At 72.6% G+C, this 24,373-nt stretch carries 17 protein-coding genes; 13 read left to right on the forward strand and 4 right to left on the reverse strand.

The features are described from left to right. Nucleotides 1–91: 91 nt before the first annotated feature. The 3 genes from V5P93_RS12600 to V5P93_RS12610 all read right to left on the reverse strand — a co-directional run bounded on the left by V5P93_RS12600 (nucleotide 92) and on the right by V5P93_RS12610 (nucleotide 4,197). Nucleotides 92–1,498 (reverse strand): helix-turn-helix transcriptional regulator, encoded by a 1,407-nt coding sequence (locus V5P93_RS12600; RefSeq protein ID WP_219824032.1) that lies wholly within the window; start codon nucleotides 1,496–1,498, stop codon nucleotides 92–94. Nucleotides 1,499–1,817: 319 nt separating this feature from the next. Then, entirely contained in the window at nucleotides 1,818–2,507 is a 690-nt protein-coding gene (locus V5P93_RS12605; protein ID WP_104480430.1) for a response regulator transcription factor, read from the reverse strand. A gap of 16 nt (nucleotides 2,508–2,523) precedes the next feature. Continuing rightward, nucleotides 2,524–4,197: an ATP-binding protein gene (locus V5P93_RS12610; RefSeq protein WP_104480429.1), complete on the reverse strand. Its 1,674-nt coding sequence runs from the start codon at nucleotides 4,195–4,197 to the stop codon at nucleotides 2,524–2,526. Nucleotides 4,198–4,397: 200 nt separating this feature from the next. On the opposite strand from V5P93_RS12610, the gene V5P93_RS12615 reads away from it, so the two are divergent. Both V5P93_RS12615 and V5P93_RS12620 read left to right on the forward strand, forming a co-directional pair. Then, the gene (locus V5P93_RS12615) at nucleotides 4,398–6,176 is read left to right on the forward strand and encodes a PAS domain-containing sensor histidine kinase (RefSeq protein ID WP_104480428.1); all 1,779 of its coding nucleotides are present in this window, start codon (nucleotides 4,398–4,400) and stop codon (nucleotides 6,174–6,176) included. A gap of 110 nt (nucleotides 6,177–6,286) precedes the next feature. After that, nucleotides 6,287–6,961, forward strand: coding sequence for a PP2C family serine/threonine-protein phosphatase (locus V5P93_RS12620; RefSeq protein WP_104480530.1), 675 nt, complete (start codon nucleotides 6,287–6,289; stop codon nucleotides 6,959–6,961). A 349-nt stretch (nucleotides 6,962–7,310) separates the two neighbouring features. Here V5P93_RS12620 and V5P93_RS12625 read toward each other — a convergent pair whose 3' ends face one another. Further along, entirely contained in the window at nucleotides 7,311–8,438 is a 1,128-nt protein-coding gene (locus tag V5P93_RS12625) for an LLM class flavin-dependent oxidoreductase (RefSeq protein ID WP_104480427.1), read from the reverse strand. A 231-nt stretch (nucleotides 8,439–8,669) separates the two neighbouring features. Here V5P93_RS12625 and V5P93_RS12630 point away from each other — a divergent pair, with 231 nt between their 5' ends. The 11 genes from V5P93_RS12630 to V5P93_RS12680 all read left to right on the forward strand — a co-directional run bounded on the left by V5P93_RS12630 (nucleotide 8,670) and on the right by V5P93_RS12680 (nucleotide 24,288). Then, entirely contained in the window at nucleotides 8,670–10,343 is a 1,674-nt protein-coding gene (locus tag V5P93_RS12630) for a sugar nucleotide-binding protein (protein ID WP_181043601.1), read from the forward strand. Next, a complete protein-coding gene (locus V5P93_RS12635; RefSeq protein ID WP_146108112.1) occupies nucleotides 10,340–11,461 on the forward strand; it encodes a glycosyltransferase in 1,122 nt (373 codons plus the stop codon). Before V5P93_RS12630 ends, V5P93_RS12635 begins: the two co-directional genes overlap by 4 nt. Nucleotides 11,462–11,688: 227 nt before the next feature. Continuing rightward, nucleotides 11,689–13,638 (forward strand): primary-amine oxidase, encoded by a 1,950-nt coding sequence (locus V5P93_RS12640; protein ID WP_104480424.1) that lies wholly within the window; start codon nucleotides 11,689–11,691, stop codon nucleotides 13,636–13,638. Nucleotides 13,639–14,059: 421 nt separating this feature from the next. After that, on the forward strand, nucleotides 14,060–14,761 hold the full coding sequence (locus tag V5P93_RS12645; protein WP_104480423.1) for an ABC transporter ATP-binding protein: 702 nt from the start codon (nucleotides 14,060–14,062) through the stop codon (nucleotides 14,759–14,761). Nucleotides 14,762–14,862: 101 nt separating this feature from the next. After that, nucleotides 14,863–16,599: an ATP-binding cassette domain-containing protein gene (locus V5P93_RS12650; protein ID WP_245931402.1), complete on the forward strand. Its 1,737-nt coding sequence runs from the start codon at nucleotides 14,863–14,865 to the stop codon at nucleotides 16,597–16,599. Nucleotides 16,600–16,654: 55 nt separating this feature from the next. Beyond that, a complete protein-coding gene (locus V5P93_RS12655) occupies nucleotides 16,655–17,818 on the forward strand; it encodes an ABC transporter substrate-binding protein (protein ID WP_104480422.1) in 1,164 nt (387 codons plus the stop codon). Nucleotides 17,819–17,859: 41 nt separating this feature from the next. Beyond that, a complete protein-coding gene (locus V5P93_RS12660; RefSeq protein WP_104480421.1) occupies nucleotides 17,860–18,726 on the forward strand; it encodes a branched-chain amino acid ABC transporter permease in 867 nt (288 codons plus the stop codon). A gap of 189 nt (nucleotides 18,727–18,915) precedes the next feature. Continuing rightward, entirely contained in the window at nucleotides 18,916–20,052 is a 1,137-nt protein-coding gene (locus tag V5P93_RS12665) for a zinc-binding dehydrogenase (RefSeq protein WP_245931401.1), read from the forward strand. Next, nucleotides 20,049–21,026 carry a methyltransferase dimerization domain-containing protein gene (locus V5P93_RS12670; protein WP_104480419.1) on the forward strand — a complete coding sequence of 326 codons (978 nt, stop codon included), beginning with the start codon at nucleotides 20,049–20,051 and terminating at the stop codon, nucleotides 21,024–21,026. Before V5P93_RS12665 ends, V5P93_RS12670 begins: the two co-directional genes overlap by 4 nt. A gap of 133 nt (nucleotides 21,027–21,159) precedes the next feature. After that, nucleotides 21,160–23,328, forward strand: a complete 2,169-nt coding sequence (locus V5P93_RS12675) for a N,N-dimethylformamidase beta subunit family domain-containing protein (RefSeq protein ID WP_104480418.1) — start codon at nucleotides 21,160–21,162, stop codon at nucleotides 23,326–23,328. Next, a complete protein-coding gene (locus V5P93_RS12680; protein ID WP_104480417.1) occupies nucleotides 23,329–24,288 on the forward strand; it encodes an alpha/beta hydrolase in 960 nt (319 codons plus the stop codon). Nucleotides 24,289–24,373 lie beyond the last annotated feature (85 nt).

Raw genomic sequence — 24,373 nt, forward strand, 5'->3', positions numbered from 1 at the left:
GAGTGGGAACGCGGGATTGTCAACATCCGGCAAATCGGTCCGGACGTCTGCCCGGCGGCTATTTCACCGTCCAGGCTGGTTAATGGCGCATTCACCCTTGTTCGATTTTCGGACGCGCTTTCGCTATGGGGTCGTCGTATGCCCCCGAGGCGCGTTCGGTGAACGCGCGCACCGCGCCGACCCGCGCCCACCGGCCGCTGAGCCGCCCGCGCAGCCCGGCCAGTTCCGCGGTGATGGTCGTGCGCCCGGCCGCCTCGGCCTCGGCCAGCACCGGCTCGGCGGTGGCCACCGCCGCGTCCGGCTCGCCCGCGCACGCGTGCGCGTCGGCCAACCGCACCGCGAGCAGCAGGTACGCGGGCCGCATCCGCTCCGGCACCAGCTCGACCGACTGGCTCGCGGCGCGCACCGCGCGGCGGGCCAACCCGCGGTCGCCGGTGCGCGCGGACAGGTCCCGCAGCGCCGCGCCCTTGGCCGACGCCACGCGCAGCCCGCCCAGGTCACCGGTCAGCCAGGGCACCTCGAGGTGGTCGCGGTCGCCGAGCCGGACCAGCCCGGACTCGGCGGCGTCCAGGTGCCGCAGGCAGGCGCCGTCGTCCCCGGTCAGCGCGTACCCGCGAGCCAGCGCCAGGTCGGCCAGGGTGTGCGTCCACGCCCGGTCCGGGTCGGCCGCGGCCATCGCCCGGCCGCAGGCCAGCGCGGTGCCCGCGTCGCCGTCGAGGCGGGCCAGGGTGGACACCTCGGCCAGCAACCGCACCCGGGCGCCGACGTCCCCGGTCAGGTCGGCGCGGGCCAGGCCGTGGCCGAACCAGGCCATGCTCAGCGCGGTCTGCCCGCGGTGCATGCGCAGCCTGCCCGCGATGGCGGCGAAGTGCGCGGCCAGCCGCTGGTGCGCCGGGTTGGGCTCGTCGGCGTCGCCGAGCCTGGTCAGCGCGTGCAGCAGCCACTCGACGGCGTCCAGGATGCCCGCCGAGCCGCTCTCCAGGCTCAGCCTGGCGTACTCGGCCAGCAGCGCGGCCAACACGTGCGTGAGGTCGGGCTCCAGCCCGCGCGGCGGGGTCCGGTGCGGGGCGAGCAGGGCCAGCAGGTCGCGGGTGGTCTCCAGGTCCGGCACCGCGCACCCGGCCGAGCCGTGCAGCGGGCAGGCGACGCCGTCGGGCGGCAGCGCGGTGGGCCAGGCGCGCACGGCGAGCGGGGCGGCCAGCGGGGCCGCGCCGGGTAAGACCGACAGCAGCGTGCGCTGCGGCGGGTCCGGTTCGCGGGTCGGTTCGCAGGCCAGGGCGACGAGCTCGCCGTCGGCGCCGAGGATCGCGTCCAGCACGTCCACCAGGCCCGCGGGCGGCACCCGCACCCCGCTCTCCAGCTTGGAGATCAGGCTGTGGTGGTACCCGACGCGCAGGCCGAGCTGGGCCTGGGTGAGCCCGCAGCGCCTGCGCCACTGCCGCATCCGCCTGCCGAACTCCGGCCACTGGCCCCGGTCACGGGACTCCTCGCCTGCCACGGCCCCTCCAGGTCGGTCCAGGACTCACCGACACGCGCTCGGGGCACCGCTGCCCAGAGACGCAAGGCCGGGCAGATTAACACCGCGGACCGGCGCTGCGGGTGACCTGGAGCACACTGGAGAAAATGGGAATTAAACACTGCGGACGGGTGGCCCACCCGGAATCGGTCGAGCTCCGTCTATTCGCTGTATCGGCCATCCGCGTTGCTCTTTCCGGGCTGTTTCCCGACCAGCTTGGCCGGGGGTGCCGGAAAATGTGAATTGGGGCCTTAGGTGACTATTGTGCTAATTGTCGGTATTTACCGAGGGTGACGATCGCCTAGGACTTGGGCGGGTCGTAGCGGTAACCCATGCCGCGCGCGGCCTTGATGGGGGAGTCCTCCGCCGACCAGTTGAGCTTGCGGCGCAGCCGCAGCACGGCGAACTTGACCCGGTCCGCGCCGATGCCGGTCGGGTCGTCCCACACCAGCTTCAGCAGCTGCCGCGGCGAGAGCACCGCGCCCCGGTGCTGCACGAAGGTCGCCAGCAGCCGGTACTCGGTGGCGTTGACCTCGGCCTCCACCCCGCCCACGTACACCCGCCGGGACCGGTGGTCCATGCGCACCAGGCCGTCGTCGTAGACCTCGCTCTGCGCGCTGCCGCCCGACTGCTCGGTGCGCCGCAGGATCGCCTCGATCCTGGCCAGCAGCTCCACCGTGGAGAACGGCTTGGTCAGGTAGTCGTCCGCGCCGCCCTTCAGGCCGCGGACCTTGTCCTGCTCCATGCCGTGCGCGGTCAGCAGCAGCACCGGCACGTCGGAGACGTCCCGGATGCGCTCCAGCACCGCCCAGCCGTCGATCACCGGCAGGCCGATGTCGAGCAGCACCAGGGTGGGCTTGTAGTCGTGCAGCGCGCGCAGACCCTGCTTCCCGTCGGGGGCCACGGTCACCTCGTGGCCCGCCTTCTCCAGGATCACCCGCAGCGCGAGGGCGATGTCGGGTTCGTCCTCGACGACCAGCACCGAGCTCATGTGTGTCCTCCCCGACTCATGCCTGCGCACCGCGCAGCGGCAGCGTGATGCGCACCGTGGTCCCCTCGTCCTCCGTGCTCTCGATGGTCATCGAGCCCAGATGCACCGCGACGATCTCCTTGCAGATCGACAGCCCCAGTCCGCTGCCCGGGATCCCGGCCTCACCCGCGTTGGACGCGCGGGTGAAGGCCTCGAACAGGCCGGGCAGCTCCTCGGCGGGCACGCCGATGCCGGTGTCCGCGACGGCGATCGTCCACGCCGCGGCGTCGGAGTGCGCGGAGACCCGGACCGAACCACCCGCCGGGGTGAACTTGAGCGCGTTGTTGATCACGTTGTCCAGCACCTGGGTCAGCCGGGCCGGGTCGCCGGTGATGACCGGGCCGGGCAGCACCGCGCAGGTGATGGTGATCCGCTCCCGGGCGGCCAGCGCGGTGTGGTTCTCGGTGGCCTTGGTGACCAGGTCGGCGATGTCCACCTCGGCGAACGACATGGACAGCTGGTTGGTCTCCAGGCGCGACAGCAGCAGCAGGTCGTCGACCAGCCGCAGCAACCGGGCGGCGTTGCGGTTGATCACCTCCAGGTGCGCGGACTGGTGCTTGGTCAGCGGTTCGGAGCTGTCCGCGAGCATCTCGCCGAAGGCCAGCACGGCGGTCAGCGGGGTGCGCAGCTCGTGCGAGACCGTGGCCACGAACCGGCCCTTGAGCGCCGCGGCCTCCTCCAGCGCCCGGTTGGTCTCCTCCAGCTCGCTGCGGGCCAGCGACTCGCGGGTGATGTCGCGGAAGTACCAGAGCGTGCCCGCGGCGTGGTCCGCGCGCAGCGGCACGATGTCCACCGTGGCCGTGCGCCCGCCCGCCAGCGCCAGCCGCACCGCGCGGTGGGTGAGCCCGGAGACGACCATCCGCTCCAGCATGTCCCAGGCCGCCGTCGGGTCGGCGCACTCGGCGGCCACCAGCTCCACCAGGTCGGTCACCGTCGCGCCGGTCATGTCGCGGTCCGGGTGGAACAGCCGGACGAACGCCGCGTTGTCCATCAGCACCTGGTGGCCGTCGTCGACGACCACGCCACCCGCCAGGTGCAGCACCAGTTCGCGCAGCCGGGCCCGCTCCAGCGCCACCGCGGCCTCCGCGGCCCGCCGCTCGGTGACGTTGTGCGCGTGCGCGACCACGGCGTTGATGCCCGCGATGTCCATCAGGTTGATCATCGACACGGCCAGCACCAGCCACCGCCCGTCGGCGTGCCTGACCCGGGCGTCGAGCTCGATCTGGTTGCCGGGCAACGCCATCAGCGCGCCGAAGGCCCGCTGCAGCGGCGCCAGGTCGTGCGGGTGGATCAGCTCGCGGAAGCGGCTGACCACCACGGTGCCCAGCGGGTAGCCCAGCACGTCGCGCACCGCCTCCGGCGCGGCGACCATGGTGCCGTCGGAGCTGACCGTGACCACCAGGGCGCGGTCGGCCACCGGGTGGTTGCCCAGCCGGGGCTGCGGGACCGCGGCGTCGCGGTCGCCGAAGGCGCGCACCAGCGCGATGACCGAGCGCAGCACCGCCGCGTCGTCCGCGCCCAGCCCGCCTCTCGCGGCTTCGTCCAACAGGGACGCGACCTGCTCCGGGTCGTCTTTGGACAGCAGGCGCGCGGCCTCGTCGAGCAGGCCCGCGAGCGCGGGCCGAGCTCGCTGACCTGCCTGGTCCGTCATCAGTTCACTCCACTGGCGGTACGGGGCGTCCCCGGCGCCACACTACGAGCGCACCCGCCGACCGCGCGCGGATCCGGTCCACTCGGGACGTTTTTCACCCCAACGAGTGGCCGGTGGTAGCGAATGCGGTGCGGAACGGTTGTCGCTGCCGGGGTCCGGGTGGACGCGTTCGCCACACTGGATCACGACGAGGAGGACACATGCCCGACCCGAACGCGGTTCCCCGCTGGGACTGCGCGGCAGCGGTGCGCGCGGTGAGCTGGGCCGACCGGTCCGGACAAGCCGTGCCCGTCGCGGTGGCGCTGTTGCGGGGGCTGCCCGGTGTGGTCGAGGCGGTCGTCGGCGCGCCCGTCGACGGCGCGGCGGTGGTCATCCCGCTGCGGACCGGTGACGCGCTGTCGGTGTGCTGCGACGGCGAGCCGGACCCGCGGCTGGCGCCGCTGGTCGACACCGTCGCCGCCACCCTGGACGCGAGCCGCGCCGACGGCGGCGCGGTCGACTTCCGGGACGCGGTGCTGTCCCAGTCGCCCAGCTTCATCGCGCTGTTCGCCCCGGACGGCGGGCTGCGCTGGGGCAACATGACGCACTGGCCGGACGGCACGGTGGTGCGCTACGACGAGACGAACACGTCGGCCATCTCGGGCATGGTCCACCCGGACGACCAGCGCACGCTGCTGTCGCTGATGTCCTCGCTGCACGAGCGCGAGCCCGGCGGCCACGACCGGCACACCGCCCGCGTGCGGCTGCCGGAGGACCGGTGGATGGTCATGGACATCGACATCTTCGACCGCTACGACGACCCGCTGATCGGCGGCCTGATCGCCTACGGCCGCGACGTGACCGACCTGCACGAGACCGAGAGCACCCTGCGGCTGATCGCCACCCAGCTCAAGATCCTGGTGGACTCGCTGGAGGTCGGCGTGCTGCTGCAGGACGCCGACCGGGTCCTGCTGATCGCCAACACCGCCGCCACCGCGCTGCTGGACCTGCGCAAGCCGCCCGCCGAGCTGGCCGGGCTGAGCTGGGAGGACATCCACCGGCTGCGCGGCCTGCCGCCCGCGTACTACACCGAGCTCGACGACCTGGCCCGCCGCTGCATGGCCGACGGCGTGCCGGTGCGGGGCGCGATGGTGGGGCTGGGGCCGCACAAGGTCGTGGAGCTGGACTTCGTGCCGGTGCGGGTGGGGAAGCTGCGGCTGGGCGCGCTGTGGGTGATGCGCGACGTCACCGAGCAGGTGGAGCTGCAGGCCGCGCTGGTGCGCCGCAACGAGGAGCTGTCCCGGCTGGCGGCGCTGAAGACGGAGTTCATCGCGACGGTGTCGCACGAGCTGCGCACGCCGCTGACCACGCTGACGTCGCTGACCCCGATGCTGGCCGACGGCGCGGGGGACCGGGTCCTCGGCCAGGCCGTGCAGCGCAACGTCAACCGGCTCGCGACGCTGGTGGAGACGCTGCTGTTCCTGGCCGGGCTGGAGTCGCACAGCCGGAGCCTGGTGATCACCCACACCCGGATGGAGACCCTGGTGCTGGAGCAGATCGCCATCCTGGCCAGCCACGCGGCGGCGCGGTCGGTGGTGGTCGCGCACCGGCCGCCGCCCACCGTCACGGTGCTCACGGGGGACCGGGACCTGCTGGCCAGGATGATCCACCACGTGGTGGCCGCGGCGATCGGCAGCTCGCCGCCGTCGACCACGGTGCGGGTCACCTCCCACGTCGACGCGGAGCGGTGGTCGCTGGACGTGACCGACGAGAACCCGCTGCCGGTGGCCGCGAGCCGGATGTTCACCACGATGCCGGACGGCGGCAGCGGCGCGGAGGGCGACCCGCTGATCGGCTCCGGCCTCGGCCTGACCCTGGCCAGGGCGATCGCCGAGCGGCACGGCGGGGGGATCACGTTCACCCGCTCGGCCGCGGGCGGCACGACGATCCGGATCGAGCTGCCCCTGGTGGGCCTGGCGGCGGAGGCGACCCCAATCTAGCCCGCCGGTCCGCATTCTCAAAGGGAGGGGTCAGCGGACCCACAGGGTTTCCACAGGCTCCGGGCCGACCCTGGTTCGGGTAGGCAGCGGACCTGGAGGAGGCGGTGGTCATGGCGGACACCCGTATCTGGCACGTGGCGGGCACCCTCGGCCACCGCCACGTCAACGCCGACGCGGCGGCCTCCCGGCGGACCCCCGACGGCGAGATGACCTTCGCGCTGGCCGACGGCATCGGCGACGACCCCACTGCCGCCCGCGCGGCCCGGGTCGCCGCCGCCACGGCCGTGTTGGCGGGGGGCACCCCGCGCGAGGCCGTCCTGGCCGCGCGCGACGCCGTCCGCACCCTGGCCGCGGGCGACTGCGTCCTCGTCGTGGCCCAGTCGACCCCGGACGGCTTCCGGATCGCGTGGGCGGGCGACACCCGCGCCTACACCTGGGACGGCCGCACCCTCACCCAGCTGACCGCGGACCACACCGTCGGCCAGTACTTCCGCGACCGGGGCGTGCAGGTCGCGCCGCGGCTGGACGCGGTGGTGACCTCCAGCGTCCGCACGGCGGGGGAGAGCGGCGCCGTCGGCCAGGTCGACCACTACCGCCCGGCCACCCTCCTGCTGACCACCGACGGCATCCACAAGCGCCTCGACGCCGCGCGGATCGCGGAGATCCTGGGCACGGCGACCAACCCGGCCGCGGCCCTGGTCCGCGCCGCGGAGAACGGCAGCGACAACGCGACCGCGATCGTGGTGGAGCTGTCGACACCCACGGTCGAGCTGATCGCGGCCTGACCGGGGGTTCGCCTGCCCCGGTTCACCGCGGTCCGCGAACCAGGCAGCTCCGCCTTGACATCGCCGCCGCACGACCCCGCCCACCCCGGTGGGCATGCCTCCGGCCCCCGGTGTCAATTCTACCGAGCAGGACCGACAGTCCCGGCGAAAGACGATCAAGCCTGTGGACAACCAGGGCGGCGGTTCCGCACTGCGAGAACGGATCCACGATCGAGTGGCGATCCGGCCGAGTTGTGCACAGCCGCCATGATCGGCTCAGCGGAATCGTCGGTACCCGCCACTAGGCCGGATACCGGGGGCCGGAGGCATGCTCCCCGATTCGGCCGGCACCGATTCGGCCGGCCCCGCCTCAGCCCGCCCACTCCTTCGCCAGCAGCTCGAACGACCGCACCCGGTCCTCGTGCCCATGGGTGATCGTCGTGACCATGAGCTCGTCCGCCCCCGTCACCCGCCGCAGGGTGTCGAGTCGCTCCGCGACATCTCCTGGCGTCCCGACGAACTGCGTCTCCACGCGGTCCACGACCAAGGACCGCTGCTCGTCGGTCCACTCGAACGCCGCCGCCTCCGCCACCGACGGGAACGGGATCGCTCCCGCACCGCTGCGGATGCTCAACACCCAGCGCGCGTAGGGGGACGCCAACTCCTGGGCCGTGGCCGCGTCCTCCGCCACCACGACGTCCGCCGACACCATCACGTACGGCTCCGCCAAGTCCGCCGACGGCTTGAACGCCGCGCGGTACCCCTCCACCGCCTCCAGCACCGACGTCGGGCTCACGTGGTAGTTCGCGGTGAACGGCAGCCCCAGTTCTCCGGCCGCCCGCGCACTGGCCCCCGCGCTCGACCCCAGTACCCACACCCGGGCGCCCGACCCCTCGGCGGCGGGTGCCCGGTAGTGCCGCCCGTCCGGGTCGGAGTACCCGTCCCCGAGGTAGTCCAGGATCTGCCGCACCTGGTCGACGTACTCCCCGGCCCCCTCGTGCACCCCCACCAGCCGCTGCTGGGTGTCGAGGCGGGCGATCACGTCCGGTTCGCTCAGCGCCGACTTCGGCTTGCCCGGGATCAGCAGCCCGTCCACGACGCGACCCGGTTCGACGGGGCCCGAGGCGCGGTCGAACCGGGCGGCGATGTCCGCGGCGCGGACCAGACCGGAGCGGCCCAGGCCCAGGTCGACCCGGTCCGGGTGGGCCAGGGCGATCGTGCCGAACTGCTCGGCGACCGACAGCGGCGAGTAGTAGCCCAGCAGCACGGCGCCCGACCCCACCCGGATCCGGTCGGTCGCCCCGGCGATCAGCGCGGCCAGCACCGCGGGCGACGCGGCCGCCACGCCCGGCGCGAAGTGGTGCTCGGCGACCCAGTACCGGTGGTACCCGAACCGCTCCGCGGCCCGCGCGAGGTCGAGGGTGGCGCGGATCGCGTCCCGGTTGGTCCGACCGGACACCACCGGTGCCAAGTCCAAAATAGACAGTGGGGTCGGCATGGGAGCCCCCTCCTCGACTGCGCCCGACGGGGTACTCGGCCGACGCTACCCGGGCGACGAGGGTTGTCCGGGATGTGGGAAGGGCGGAATAAGCGGACCGGGCGCGCGGTTCGCCCCCGGTCACGAAATGCGTGCGGCGCAGGGGATGCGGGCGCGGCGTGTACCCGATCGGCGCAGTATCGGCGGTCCGGGCGCGCGCGATTTCCAGACGGGGTGGTGATGGAGGGGGCGATGCTGGTGTCCGGTTCCGCGCAGCGCTGGTTGGTCACGGGGGCCTGCGGCCAACTCGGGGCGCACGTCACGGACCGACTCGCCAGGACCGGCGCGCGCGTCCTCGGCGTCGCCCGCCGCCCCTGCCGTGCGGCGCACGGCGCGACGGTCACCCTCGACCTGCGCCGACACCACGACCTGGCCGCGCTCCTGCGCCGCTACCGGCCGACCCACATCGCCCACCTGGCCGCGGTTTCCGCGCCGGGCGCGGTGGCCCGCGACCCCGGGCTGGGCTGGGCGCTCAACGCCGAGACCGCCGAGCGGCTGGCCGAGTACGCCCACCGCGAGCGCGCCTGGTTGCTCTACCCGTCAAGCGATTTCGTCTGGGACGGAACCGCGCGCAGGCGTTACCGGGAGTCCGATCGGCCGAACGGGGACACCGCGTACGCGTGGACCAAGGTCGGTGGTGAGCGGGCCGTCTTGCAGCGCGACGCCGGTGTGGTCGCTCGTTTCTCGTTGTTGCACGGTGATCCGTTGTGCCCGAGGGAAACCACCTGGACCCGCCTGGCCGCCGCCCTCAAGCGCGGCGATGAGATACCCGTCTGCGTCGACGAGTTCCGCACACCGCTGACGCTCACCGACGCCGCCGACACCGTCATCGGCCTGGGGCGACGACGAGCCCGCGGTGTCGTGCACGTCGCGGGGCCGGAAGTGCTGACCGCCAAGGACGTCGTGGCGCGGATGGCCGAACGCCTCGGCGTGGAGCCGAACCTGCGCACCGTCGGGCGCCACGAACTCCCCGGCGGCCACGACCGCCCGCGCAACATGGCGATGGCCACCGAGGTCCTCGCCCGCCGCTGGCCCGACCTGCTCCCCGGACCGCTGCGCGCCCGCGCACCCTTCGGCGTGGTGATCCCGGTCTACCGCGGCGCCGACGTGCTCGCCAGGAGCATCCGATCCCTTGCCGCGCAAACGTTTGATGGCGACCTGCACGTCGTGCTCACGGTCAACGACGGCGACGGCGCCACCCTCCGCGCCGCGCACGACCTGGCCCCCGAGCTGCGCGCCGCCGGTGCCCGCTGCGTCGCCATCGCCGCGCCCGCGGGCCGGGTCCCCGCCATCGAGGCCGCAGAAGCCTTGCTGCCCAACGGTCCCCGGCTCTACCTCGACCAGGACGCCGTGCTCTCCCCGGGTTCGCTGAGCGGGCTGGAGGCCGCGCTCGCCCCGGGGACCGGCGTCCACTTCGCGGTACCGGCGGTCCGCATCGCGGAAACCCGCAGCGTGGCGACCCGCGCCTACTACCGCGCCTGGCGGGCCCTGCCGTACGTGCGCCAGTCCCCGGTCACCATGGGCGCCTACGCGGTCTCCGCGGCGGGCCGGGCCAGGTGGGGGCGCTTCGCGGCGGTCCGCTCGGACGACAAGTGGGTGCGCTGGCACTTCGCCCCACCCGAGCGCGTGGTGCTCGCCGACGACTCCTACGAGGTGATCGTGCCGCAGGGCGTGCGGGAACTGGTCCGCGCGCGGCGGCGCTACCAGCGCGGCAACGACGAACTCGACGGCATGGCCATGGCGCACGGCGACGGCGACCGCAGGCTCCGCGGCGCGGCGGGCGCGCTGGTGCGCAGCCCGGCCGCCGCCGCGGTGTTCCTGACCGTGCACGCCGCCGCCGCGGTGTCCGGGAGGTGGGGCAGGTGAACCTGTACGCGGGCAGCGGCGCGCCGCTGGACGTCGTGGTGCCCGCGCGCGACGAGGGCGCGCTGGTGGGGGCGTGCGTGCGCGGGGTCCTCGCGGGCGCGGAGGAGGTCGACGTCCGGGTGCTCGTGGTCGCCAACGGCTGCTCGGACGACACCGCGGAGCGGGCGCGGGCCGCGGGTGCCGAGGTCTTCGAGACACCGGTCCCGGGCAAGGCGGCGGCGCTGAACGCGGGTCTGCGGCGGTGCCGCGAGGAGTCCGCGGTGGTGTTCCTCGACGCGGACACCGTGCTCACCCCCGGCACCACCCGGGCGCTGTCGATGGCCCTGGACACCCCGCTGCCGCGCCTGGTCTCGCCCCGGCCGCTGCTGGTCCGCCCGACCGGGCTGCTGGCCCGCGGCTACTCGGAGGTGTGGTCGCGGCTGCCCGGTGTGACCGACGACGTGGTCGGCGCGGGCTGCTACGCGGTCAGCGCGGCGGGCCGGGCGCGCTGGTCGGTTTTCCCGCCCCTGGTCGCCGACGACGCCTACGTGCGCATGCTGTTCCAGCGCCACGAGCGCGAGGTGCTGAGCGAGGGCGCCTTCCTGCTCGTGCTCCCCGAGGGGCGGGAACTGGTGCGCGTGGTGCGGCGCTGGCGCGACGGCAACGCGGCCCTGCCCGACTCGCCGTCGGTGAGCACCGGCGGCAACCTGCGCGCGGTCGTCCGCAGCCCCCGGCTGTGGCCGTACCTCCCGGCCTTCGCGGGCGTGCTGGCCATGTCCCGGCTGCGCAAACCGGACCTCGCCTGGGCCAGGGCGGAGAAGGTCCGCGAGGTCGGCAGACCGGCGCCCGGCTACACCCTGGTGGTCGACCCCGAGGTGGAGGCCGCCGCGGACGCCCGCGCCCAACTCGCCGCGCTGGCCGCCCGCTTCCCCGACGCCCGGCTCTACGGCGCCGCCCTGGGCGGGCCGATCCGGCGCGGCACCCCGATCGGTGTCGCGCTGGTCGACACGCTGCTGTGGCGCAACGCGGGCAAGCCCGCCACGGTGGCCCAGCTCTTCACGCGCGCGAGCGGCCCGGGCGTCACCCCGATGATCACCCCGCTGGCCCGGTTCCGGTTCACCGGCCGCCGCGGCTGCTGAGCGCGACTACTCATCGCGACGGAGACCGGTGCTGGACTTACCCGGTGGTGATGGTGTTTCCTTCCGCCAGGGCGGGCGGGAGCCCACAACCCGCCGCCGACCTGCTTGACCCCGGGTGCCCACCCGTTGCCCCACGGCGCACGGGTGGGTGACGGTTCCCTGCGGGTCAACCGCTGTACGTCCCGTGGCAAGACCGGGTCCCGGGGTGGGGGCGGATACTCGCGCACATGACGGCGACGACACCCCAGGTCCGGCACCCCCTGGACCAACTGTCCGGCGAGGAGATCGCCCGCACCCGGCAGGTGCTGGTCGAGGCGGGCCGGGTGGGCGAGACCACCCGCTTCCCCAGCGTGCTGCTGCTGGACCCGCCCAAGGCGGAGGTCCGCGCGTGGTCGGACGGGCAGCCGTTCAGCCGCCGCGTGGTCGCGGTGGTGCTCGACATCGCGACCGGCGCGGCCGCCGAGGCGTTCGTCGACCTGGTCGCGGGCGAGCTGACCGAGTGGCGCGAGCTGGGTGCCGAGCAGGGCCAGCCCGCCGTGCTGTTCGAGGAGTACGACCGCAGCGCCGACCTGGTCCGCGCCGACCCGCGCTGGCAGGCCGCGCTGCGCAGGCGCGGCGTCGAGGACCTGTCGCTGGCCTTCGTCGGCCCGCTGTCGCCCGGGCACTTCGACTACCCGGACGAGAAGGGCCGCCGCGTTCTCCGCGCGTTGACCTTCCTGCGCGACCACGTCGACGACAGCCCGTGGGCGCACCCGGTCGAGGGCCTGCTGGCCAAGGTCGACCTGATCACCGGTGAGGTCATCTCGGTCGACGACGTCGGCGACGTCCCGGTGCCCGCCGAGCACGGCAACTTCGACGCCGCGCACGTCGGCACCGCGCGCACCACGCTCAAGCCCATCGAGATCACCCAGCCCGAGGGCGTCAGCTTCACCGTCGACGGCGGCGAGGTCTCCTGGGAGGGCTGGCGCTTCCGGGTCGGCTTCAACGCCCGCGAGGGCCTGACCCTGCACCGCGTCGAGTTCGCCGAGAACGGCGGCGAGTACCGCCCCATCGCGAACCGGGCATCGATGGCGGAAATGGTCGTCCCCTACGGCGACCCGGCCCCGTGGCGCTACTGGATTTCGTACTTCGACGCAGGCGAATACCTGCTCGGCAAGAACGCGAACACCCTGAAGCTGGGCTGCGACTGCCTCGGCGTAATCCACTACTTCGACGCCGTGGTCGCCGACGACAACTGCAACCCGGTGACGATCCCGCAGGCCATCTGCATGCACGAAGAGGACTACGGCATCCTCTGGAAGCACACCAACATCCTCACCGGTGCCGTCGAGGTCCGCCGTTCCCGGCGCCTGGTGGTCTCCTTCTTCTCCACCATCGGCAACTACGACTACGGCTTCTTCTGGTACTTCTACCTGGACGGCACGATCCAGTTGGAGGCCAAGGCCACCGGTGTCGTGTTCTGCGGCTCCGCCGAGCCCGGCACCACCTCGCCGTACGCCGCGGAGATCGCCCCCGGCCTGATGGCCCCGGTGCACCAGCACCTGTTCTGCGCCCGGCTGGACATGGAGGTCGGCGGCGAGCGCAATACCGTCGACGAGGTCGACGTGGTCGGCATCCCGACCGGCCCGCAGAACCCGCACGGCAACGCCTTCACCACCACGACCACGCCGCTGGCCAGCGAGTCGCAGGCCCAGCGGGTGGCCGACGCGACCAAGGGCCGCAGCTGGATCATCCGCAGCGCCGACAGCACCAACCGGCTCGGCAAGCCGCGCGCCTACCAGCTGATGCCGCACGTCGGCCCGACGCTGCTGGCCCAGCCCGACGCCACGGTGTCCGCGCGCGCCGCGTTCGCCACCAAGCACCTGTGGGTCACCAAGCACACCGACGAGCAGCGCTACCCGGCGGGCGACTTCCCGAACCAGCACCCCGGCGGCGCGGGCCTGCCCGAGTGGACCAAGGCCGACCGCGACCTGGTGGACGAGGACGTCGTGCTCTGGCACGTCTTCGGCCCCACGCACGTGCCGCGGCCGGAGGACTGGCCGGTCATGCCGGTGGACTACAGCGGCTTCACGCTGCGCCCGCACGGCTTCTGCGACCGCAACCCGGCCCTGGACCTGCCCGACGGCGCCAAGGGCTGCGCGCACTGCCCGCCCGGCCAGTGCGGCTGCGGCCACTGACCCCACCCACGCGGCCCGTGACGGCCGTGTGACAACCGAGAACACGACAGCGGTGCCCGTTCGGACAGGTGGTCCGAGCGGGCACCGCTGTTATATTATGACCCCGGAGTTCTTCCCGGTGAAGCTTTCTGCTAAAGCAGGTTCACCGGGGGGCATATCACCGGTAGAGTGCACAGACGTCCGCCCCGCGAACCGCGGCGCGCGCACCAAATGGTTACCGAACTCGCGAAATAGCGACGGGAACGTTACCCATACTAGACATTCGGCGGGTCCGAGTTCGCGTGCAATCGCACGACCGCCGCCGGACTGTCCACAACTCCCGCCGTTTTTCGGTATTTCTACGGACACCGTGGCCCACCCCACAGGGCAGGCTGTTCGCCACACCGCCACCCCCCGTTATCCCCAAGGATGGTGTTTCCCTGTGAGTGTTCTGTCCATTGAGGACGTCTCCGTCGAGCGGTCGGGCCTGCCGATCGTGCGCGGCGCGACGGTCTCGGTCGCTGCGGGCGAGGTGACCGTCCTGCTCGGCGCCAACGGCGCGGGCAAGACGACGCTGCTCGAAGGCGTCTCGGGGGCCATCCCGATCGCGTCGGGGGCGATCCGCCTCGGGGGGACGCGGATCGAGAAGCTGCGGGCGTGGCGGCGGGCCCGCGCCGGGCTCGCGCACGTCGAGCAGGACCGCACCGTGTTCCGCGACCTGTCCACTGAGGACAACCTGCGCGCGGCCTGCCGCGAGGGCGACACCATCGACGAGGTGCTGGACCTGTTCCCGGAGCTGCGCAAGCAGATCTCCGCCCCGGCCGGCCTGCTCTCCGGCGGCGAGCAGCAGATGCTGGTGGTCGGCCGGGCGCTGCTCGGGCGGCCCAAGGTCCTGCTGGTCGACGAGATGTCGCTGGGGCTGGCGCCGATCGTGGTCGAGCGGTTGGCCCGCGCCGTGCGCCACCTCGCCGACACCGGCGTCGGCGTGCTGCTGGTCGAGCAGTTCGCCACCCTCGCGCTGCGCATCGCCAACCGCGCCTACGTCATGGCCCGCGGCGAGATGGTCTACGCGGGGGCGCCCAGGGCGCTGCTCGGCGACGAGGCCCTGCTGCGCGCGCTGTACCTCGGCGACACCCACCGCTGACCCCCACAACTTCCCATCCCGCGACTGGAGTCCTGAGACAAGTGGACAGGCAAGTGGACACTGCGCGTAAGAGCCGACCGCACTCCCGGTCGCGTGGCGGCGTGAGCGGCGTCCTGGCCGCCGCCGGACCCCTGGGCAAGCCGTTGCCGCTGGGCATCGTGGTCGGCGCGATCGCCGTCGCCGTGCTCTCCGCGGTCTCGGACAGCTCCACGCTGTTCAACCTGACCAGCGCCGCGGTCGCGGTCGTGTTCATGCAGAGCTACGGCCTGATCACCGGTCGGGCCGGGGTCATCTCCCTGTGCCAGCTCTCCTTCGCCGCGATCGGCGCCTGGGTGGTCGGCTGGGCCAACACCGCGGACGTCCCCGGCGGCCTCTACGTGTGGCTGCTGCTGGGCGGTCTGGCCGCGGTCGTGGCGGGTCTGCTCATCGGCCTGCCCGCGCTGCGCCTGCGCGGGGTCAACCTGGCGGTCGCCACGTTCGCCTTCGCCATCGCGCTCGACGTCGTGTTCGGCGGCCTGAACTACCCGGGCCAGGACTCCGGCGACTACGTGCAGCGGCCCGACCTGTTCGACACCGACCAGGCGTACTTCGTCTTCTGCGCCATCGTCGCGGGCCTCATCTTCGTCGGCCTCTACTTCCTCGACCGCAGCCGCCTCGGCGGCGCGCTGGTGGAGATCCGGCACTCGGAGCGGGCCGCCGCCGCGCACGGCATCAGCGTCACCCGGGGCAAGCTCGCCGCGTTCGCGCTCAGCGCGTTCGTCGCCGGTATCGGCGGCGGTCTGATGGCCGGGCAGCTGTCGGTGGTCAGCGCGGCCAACTTCTCCGCCATCGCCTCGGTGTCGATGTTCGCCATCGCCCTGTTCGTCGGCACCAACAACGCCGAGGGCGCCATCGCGGGCGGCCTGCTCGGCGCGTTCATGCCGGTGATCATCGACAGCATCGGCATCCCGCAGGACCTCGCCGCGCTGCTGTTCGGCGTCGGCGCCGTGCAGGTGCTGCGCCTGGGCATGAGCCAGACCGACCTGGTGCGCACCCAGTACCGGCGCAAGCAGGCCGCCAAGGTACCGCCGATCGCGGCGCCGCCGGTGTCGGTGTTCCCCCGGCCCAAGCCGGTCCGGCAGCCGCGCAAGGGCCCGCCCGCGCTCGAGGTCCGCAACCTGCGCGTGCAGTTCGGCAACCTGGTCGCCGTCGACGACGTCAACCTGGTCCTGCCCCGCGGCCAGATCGTCGGCCTGGTCGGCCCGAACGGCGCGGGCAAGTCCACGCTGATCAACACCGTCACCGGCTTCACCAGCCGCTACACCGGCAAGGTCCTGCTCGACGGCAAGGGCATCGACCACCTGCCCGCCCACCAGCGCGCCCGCGCGGGCGTGCGCCGCTCGTTCCAGCAGCTGCGCGTGCCGACCTCCATCTCGGTCGGCATGTTCCTTCAGGTCGCCGCGGGCAAGACGCTCACCGACCGGGAGACCGACGAGCAGCTGCGGCTCTTCGGCCTCCCACCCGCCGCCACGCCCATGGAAGCCGTGGACGTGGCCACCCGACGTTTGCTGGAAGTGGCGGGCCTCGCGGCCGGCCGCCCGCCGGTCCTGCTCCTGGACGAACCGGCGGCGGGCCACTCCAGTGACGAAACCCGTTTGCTCGTCGAACGCATCACGGAGATCCCGGAACGCTTCGACACCTCGCTCCTGCTCGTCGAACACGACATCGAGCTGGTCCGAGCGACCTGTGACCAGGTCGTGGTGCTCGACTTCGGTCGAGTCATCGCCTCGGGCCCGCCCGCGCGGGTGCTGTCCGACCCGGCCGTCATCGCGGCCTACCTCGGCGACGCGACGCACTGATCAACGCATATGCACGACTCCTCGACGCAAATCCCCGCCATTCCCTGGAGTAGTAATGAAGAGAGCGTTCGTCAAGATCGGTGGTGTTGTCGGCGCGGCGGTTATCACCTCCTCGCTGATCGCGGGATGTAGTACCAGCAGCGACACCATCAAGATCGGTGCGATCGCCGGCCTCACCGGCAACTTCATCACCGAAGAGGTCGTCAAGACCGCCCAGCGCGTGTTCGACGACGCGAACGAGCAGGGCGGCATCAACGGCAAGAAGATCGAGTTCATCGTCAAGGACGACGCCGGTGACCCCAAGCGCACCGCGCAGGTCGCCCGGGAGCTGGCCGACGCCAAGGTGGTCGCGATGACCGCCTCCGGCAGCTTCACCGACTGCGACGTCAACGACGCCTACTACCGCCAGCAGAAGATCAGCTCGATCATGGCGGTCGGTGCCAGCCCGAAGTGCTACCAGAGCCCGAACATCGCCCCGGTCAACGTCGGCCCGTTCACCCTCATCACCGCGGAGCTGATGTTCGCCTCCGAGACGCTGAAGAACGAGCGGATCTGCAACTTCACCGTCATGCTCCCCGGCTCCGAGGAGGCGGTGAACAACGCGCTCGGCCAGTGGTCCAAGATCACCGGCAAGCAGCTGGTGGTCAACGACACCGCGGTGCAGCAGAGCGGCGACCTGACACCGTACCTGCTGCGGGCGAAGCAGGAGCGCTGCGACGCGATCCTGTTCAACCCGGGCGAGCAGATGGTGGTGCCGTTCCTCAAGGCGGCGCAGACCCAGGGCATGTCCGATGTGGACTTCCTGCTGCTGGCCCCGGCGTACACCGAGAGCGTCGCCAAGGCCATCGGCGACCTCGGCCTGAAGGTCTACGCGGGTTCGGAGTTCGAGCCGTTCACCGCGGAGAGCGACGCCAACCGGCCGTGGAAGGACGCGGTGACCCGGGCCAAGGCCTCGCCGACCGCCTTCTCCCAGGGCGGCTACCTGGCGGCGAGGTTCATGGTCGACGTGCTCAAGACGATCAAGGGCGACGTCACCCGCGAGTCGGTGAACGAGGCGCTGAAGAACATGGCGCCGATCTCCGACCCGATGGTGGGTACCCCGTTCGTGTTCGGTCAGGGCGACCGGCACGCGCCGAACCAGGCCTCGAAGATGGTCGAGCTCAAGGACAGCGCGTGGTCCCCCATCGGGGACTTCATCACCGTCCCGACCTCCTCCTGATCCACCCAGCTACCTAGATAACTCCTGATCCGGAGGCAGTCGTGCTCCAACTGTCCGCGGCCATCGCCGGACTGGTCACCGGCGGGGCCTACGCCCTGATGGGCCTGTCCACGCTGCTGACCTACCGCCTCGTCGCGGTGGTCAACTTCGCGCAGGCCGCCGTCGGCGCGTTCGGCGCGTTCGTCATGGTGATCCTGTACGAGGGCGGCTTACCGCTGGTGCTGGCGATCCCCTTGGGCATGGCGGTCGGCGCGCTGCTGCACTGCGGCCTGGGAGCGATCATGGTCCGGTGGTTCTCCGAGGCCGGTGAGGGTGTCAAGGCCGCGGTCACGATCGCGATCTACACCGGACTCGTCGTGGTGGGGCTGCGCCTGTTCGGGGCGCAGCACCCCCACCGCTTCCCCAGCCCGTTCGACGCCGCCGCGTTCACCCTGGGCGGCGTGGTGATCACCTGGACCACCATCGTCACGATCATCCTGGCGGTGCTCTTCGCCGCCGCGCCCGCGGTGCTGCTGCGCAACACCCGGGTGGGCCTGCTGCTGCGGGCCCAGGCCGAGCGCCCGACCACCGCCGAGCTGATCGGCGTCCGGGTGCCCCGGCTGTCGATGATCGTCTGGGCGATCGCGGGCGCGGCCAGCGCGCTTGCCATCATGATCATCGCGCCGCAGCTGGCCAGCGACTTCGGCTCGCAGGCCGCGCTGATCACCCCCGCGCTCGCCGCGGTGCTGATCGGCGGGTTCCGCAGCTTCCCGCTCACCCTTGTGGGTGGTCTCGCGCTCGGTGTCCTGCAGGGCCTGGCCAGCAGCATCGACGCGCTCAAGCAATACCGCGGCGTACTGCCGTTCGTGGTCATCCTGGTCGTGCTCGTGTGGACCCGGCGGGGTGACCGCTGGGACGAGCCGTCCTAGATCGACTGTCCAAAGGGGGCCGTTCGGGGTCGGATGTACCCGGACGCGACGCAAGGGGGAGAAGATGTGCCACGCCGAGGGCTCCCGCCCACCGGCACCGCTGACCGGCCTGTCCGCCGCTGGATCCCGTTCCAGCGCCGGGCAGGCCGCGGCGCGTCCCACACTTTCCTTCACGGTGAAGGAGCCGGTGTGACGCATCGACCCCGGGTCACCGCGGCTGCGGTGCTGCGCGAGTTCGGCGCGCCCCTGGAGCTGGAGGAGCTGCCGCTGCCCGCGGACCTGCCCCCCGGCGCCGCGCTGGTCCGCGTGCTGCGCGCCACCCTGTGCGGCACCGACGCGCACATCTGGCGGGGCCTGCTGCCGTTCGCGAGCCCGCCCCTGGTGCTGTGCCACGAGATCGTCGGCGAGGTCGTCGCGCTGGGCCCGTACGCGGGGCAGGACGCCCTGGGGCGGCCCGTGGAGATCGGCACCCGACTGGTCTGGTCCGAGTCCGTCTGTGGCCATTGCCACGCCTGCACCGTGCTCCGCGAGCCTGTTCTGTGCGCGAACCGGGGATATGGTTTCACCCAACGGGCTGACAAGTGGCCATTCGTCATCGGCGGCCTGTCGCAGTACACCTACCTCCCGCCGGGCGCGCACCGTTTGGTCGTGCCCGACGACATACCCGACACGTGGGCGGCGGCCGCGGGCTGCGCGGTGAAGACCGCGTTGCGCGCGTTCGCCAACGCGGGCGGCGTGCGCCCCGAGTCCACCGTGGTGATCCAGGGCGCGGGCCCGCTGGGTCTGGTCGGCACCGCGCTGGCCAGGTCCTCGGGCGCGGGCCGGGTGATCACCATCGGCGGTCCGGCCAACCGGCTGGCCATCGCCGCGCGCTTCGGGGCCGACGTGACCATCTCCGTTGAGGAGGTCACCGACCCCGACGAGCGGGTGGCGCGGGTGGAGGAGCTGACGGAGGCCCGCGGCGCAGACCTGGTTTTCGACTTCGCCGGATCCCCGTCGGTGAACCGCGAGGGCGTGCTCATGTGCGGCCCGCGCGGCAAGCACATCGTGGTCGGCTTCGCCGGCCCGAAGGCGCTGCCGGTGCCCCTGGACGTGGTCATGAGCCGCGAGATCCAGGTCATCGGTTCGCTCAACGGCGATGTGTCCGACCTGGACAGATCGCTGAGGTTCCTGAGCGCGTTCAGGGGCCGCTTCGACTGGGACGCCATGTTCGGTGAGCCAGTCGGCCTGGCAGGTGCGAGCCAGGCCATCCAGGACATGGCGTCCATGGCGGCGGTCAAGGCCGTCGTCGACCCAGCTCTCGATCTTGAGGAGATCTCCGGATGACCACCAACCACGTCGACCCGAGCCCACTGGCCGCGGTCGCGTCCGGCTTCATGGCCGCCAAGCAGTTCTTCGCCGCCAGCGAGCTGGGCGTCTTCGCCGCGCTGGCCGACGGCTCGAAGACCTCCGCCGAGGTGGCCGAGACCGCGGGCCTGCCGGAGCGCACGGCGCGCATCCTGTCCGACGCGATGGTGGGCCTCGGCCTGCTGACCTACGCCGACGGCAAGTACACCAACACGGCCGCGACCGCCAAGTACCTCGCCGGTGGCGAGGGCCTGGACCTGCGCCCGTGGCTGGCGTTCTGGGACAACCTGAGCTACCCGCACTGGCTGGGCTACACCGACTCGATGCGCAGCGCCGAGCCGCAGCCGTTCAGCTTCGACGGTGACCGCATGGGCACCTTCATGGGTGGTGTGCAGACCTACAACTCGCTGCACGCCGAGCAGCTCGCGGCGGTGTACGACTTCACCAAGCACCAGAACCTGCTCGACCTGGCGGGTCTGTCCACCGCGTTCCTCGACGAGGCGCACAAGCAGAACCCGAACCTGCGCGGCGCGTTCGTCAGCACCGCGGAGATGCTGCAGATGGCCCAGGGCGGCGCGCCCGAGGGCTTCACCGACTTCGTGGAGTTCCACGAGGCCGACCCGCTGACCCAGGACGTCCCCGGCAAGTACGACTCGGTGCTGCTGGAGCACGTGCTGCACCGGTTCACCCCGGCCGACAACCAGACCATCCTCACCAAGGCCCGCGCGGCCGTGGAGCCGGGCGCCGCGCTGCTGGTGCTCGACTTCCTGCTCGACGCCTCGGACGGCCGCCGCCTCGACCCCGTGCTCGCGGGCGAGTACCTGGTCATCGACGGCACGGTCGTGTACCCCGAGGACGAGGTCAAGGGCTGGCTCGAGGCCACCGGCTGGCGCTGGGTCGAGACCCGCGAGGTTCCCGGCTCGCCGCGAGTGATCATCGCGGAAGCGGTCTGACCCCTGGTGGGTGACCGCGAGGGCGACTTACGCCTTCCAGAACGGCGGGGCGGGTGGACGCGGTTTTGCCGCGCCGCCCGCCCCGCTTGCCCAGCACCACACTCCTGAAGACTCCTGAAGGGGAGAGCCCAGCGTGACCCGTCGTCCGGTCGACCACACCCACGCGCCCATCGCGGGATACACCGACCGGCTCTCCGCCAGACCGGGGGAGTCGATCACCGTGCACGCCAGTTCCACCGAGCCCGACGTGCGGGTCCGGTTGGTGCTGGTGGACCACGACGGCACGAAGTCCGTCCGGGTGCCGGTGGAAGCCGGGTTGCCGGAGCGGATCACCGTGCCGCACCAGGACCTGCGCCACGGCTCCTACGGCCTGGTGCCCAACCCGCCCGCGTTCGGCGGCGCGGCGACCTTCGCCACCTGGGTCTGGCCGACCACCCCGCCGGGCCGCCGCCAGGCCCTGCTCACCCAGGAGTCCGTGGCCGGGCTGTCGCTCGACGAGCAGGGGCGCCCGGAGTTGACCGTGCACACCGACGACGGCGTGGTCACCGTGACCGCGTCCGCCGCGCTGCACCCCCGCCGCTGGTACCTGCTCACCGGCTCCTACTCCGAGCGCGGCGCGCGCCTGGAGGTCCGGCCCCGCGACCCGCTGGCGGCCGAGAAGCCGTCCACCGTCGTCGTGGCACCCGCGCGCGGCGTGCTGGCGACCGCGGACACCCCGCTGGTGTTCGCCGGGCGCCTCGCCGACGGCGTGGTCGAGGACAACCTCGACGGCAAGCTCAGCGCCCCCTGCCTGTTCGACCGGGCGCTCGACGCCGCCCAGGTCGCCGAACTGGCCGCGGACACCACCGGCGCCTGGCACCGGGGCGCGGCCGCGCAGTGGGACCTGGCCCAGGAGATCTCCGGCGACCGGCTGCTCGACCTCGTCGACGGGCGGCACGGCACCCTGCACAACGGGCCGCTGCGCGGGGTCACCGCGCACGACTGGACCGGTGAGGTGCTGGACTGGCGCTTCGCCGACACCGGTTACGGCGCGGTGCACTTCCACGCCAGCGACATGGAGGACGTCGGCTGGGCGCCGGTGCTCACCGTCGACCTGCCCATCGACCTGCCCGGCGGCTGCTACGCCGTCGAGCTGACCTCCAGCGCGGGCGCGGACCGGCTGCCGTTCTTCGTCCGCCCGCCGGAGGGCGCGCCCAAGGCGCCGCTGGTGTTCCTCGTGCCGACGCTGAGCTACCTCGCGTACGCGCTGGAACACGTGCACATGGCGTTCCTGCCCGAGGACCCCGCCGAGGTCGCCGCGCCGTTCGCCCGGGCCAACGACCTGCACAGCCTCTACGACCGGCACAGCGACGGCGCCGGTGCCGCCACGGCGTCCCTGCGCAGGCCGCTGCTGGGCCTGCGCGACGACCACGTCTTCCGGCACGCGAGCGGCCCGCACCAGTACAGCGAGGACCTGCACCTGGTCGGCTGGCTGGGCAGGCAGGGCTTCGAGTACGACGTCATCACCGACCACGACCTGCACGCCGAGGGCGCGGCGGCGCTGGAGGGCTACCACGGCGTCATCACCGGTAGCCACCCCGAGTACTGGACCGGGGCCATGCTCGACGCGGTCACCACCCACCTGCACGGGGGCGGCGGTCTCGCGTACCTGGGCGGGAACGGCGCGTACTGGGTCACCGCCATCCACCCCGCCAAGCCGCACGTGGCCGAACTGCGCCGGGGGTACTCCGGTGTGCGCATGTGGGAGAGCGAGCCCGGTGAGCTCACCCTGGCCTGCACGGGCGAACCCGGCGGTCTGTGGGCCGAGCGCGGTCGCGCGCCCCACCGCCTCTTCGGCATCGGGACCACCGCGGCGGGTCTTACGACCGGAGGCTCCTACGAGCTGACCACCGCGACCGGCGACCCCGCCGTCGATTCGCTGCTGCACGGCATCGACCGCGGCGTACCGTTGGGGGAGTTCGGCGCGCTGCTCGGCGGTGCCGCGTCCTTCGAGACCGACGCCACCAACGCGCTGCTCGGCACCCCACCCGGTACCCGCCTGCTCGGCCGGGCGCTGCTCGGCGAGTCCTACATGCAGGCCGACACCGGTCCCACCACGCCCCACCCCCTGGCCGACCCGGTGGACCCCCGCCGGTCCGACCTGACCCTGCTGGACACCCCCGGCGGCGGCACCGTGTTCGCCACCGGGTCGATCGGCTGGTGCGCCGCCCTGCCGCACCGCGGGGACGCCAACGACGTCTCCCGGCTCACCGCGGCCGTGCTGCGCTCCTTCAGCGCCGATCGGCACGGAAAGGAGTTGTAGTTGACCCTGCACCCTGAAGCCAAAGCGGTCATCGCGGCCACCGAAGCCGCGGGCGGACTCCTGCCCGCGGGCCTCTCGGCAGCCGAGGTCCGGGCGGGTTTCGCCGCGAACTGGACCATGCCGGAGAACCTGGACCCGGTCGGCCGGGTCTACGAGCGCACCATCCCCGGTCCCGCGGGGGAGTTGGCCGCGCGCGTCTACGAGCCCACCGGTGAGGGGCCGTTCCCCGGTGTGCTGTGGCTGCACGGCGGCGGTTTCGTGGTCGGCTCGGCGGTGGAGAACGAGCAGGCCTGCCGCACGCTGTGCAACGAGGCCGAGGCGATCGTGGTGTCGGTGGAGTACCGGCTGGCGCCCGAGCACCCCTTCCCGGCCGCCGCCGACGACGCGTACGCGGCACTGACCTGGATCACCGAGCACGGCGCCGAACTGGGGATCGACACCGAGCGGATCGCGGTGGCGGGCGAGAGCGCGGGCGCCAACCTGGCCGCCGTCGCCTGCCTGATGACCAAGGACCGCGGCGGGCGGTTACCCCGGCTGCAGATCATGGCCTGCCCGGTCATCGCCCCACCGACCGACGAGCGGCCCTCGTACGTCGACTTCGCCGTCGGCCACTTCCTGACCCGCGCGGACATGGAGTGGTTCTTCGAGCAGTACCCCGGCGACAAGGCGGACCTGGACAGCCCGTACTTCAACCCGCTCAACGCCACCGACCTGTCCGGCCTGCCGCCCGCGCTGGTGATGACCGCCGAGTACGACCCGCTGCGCGACGAGGGCGAGGAGTTCGCCCACCGGCTCATGGACGCGGGCGTGCCCACCGAGCTGATCCGGTACCACGGCCAGATCCACGGCTTCTTCGCCCTGCTGGTCGACCAGCTCAGCATCTCCGCGGTCGCCCACCAACGGGCCATCGACGCGCTGCGCCGGGTCTTCACCGAGGGACTGGACCTGGACCGGGCCTGACGCCGGGGAGTCCTACCACGACCGTCCTGTTCGGCCCCCGGCGCCGCGATCTTGGTCGCGGGCGAACACCCGTTGACCCGCAGCG

It is taken from the genome of Actinokineospora auranticolor, from assembly GCF_041897805.1.
Taxonomy (GTDB): Bacteria; Actinomycetota; Actinomycetes; order Mycobacteriales; family Pseudonocardiaceae; genus Actinokineospora; species Actinokineospora auranticolor.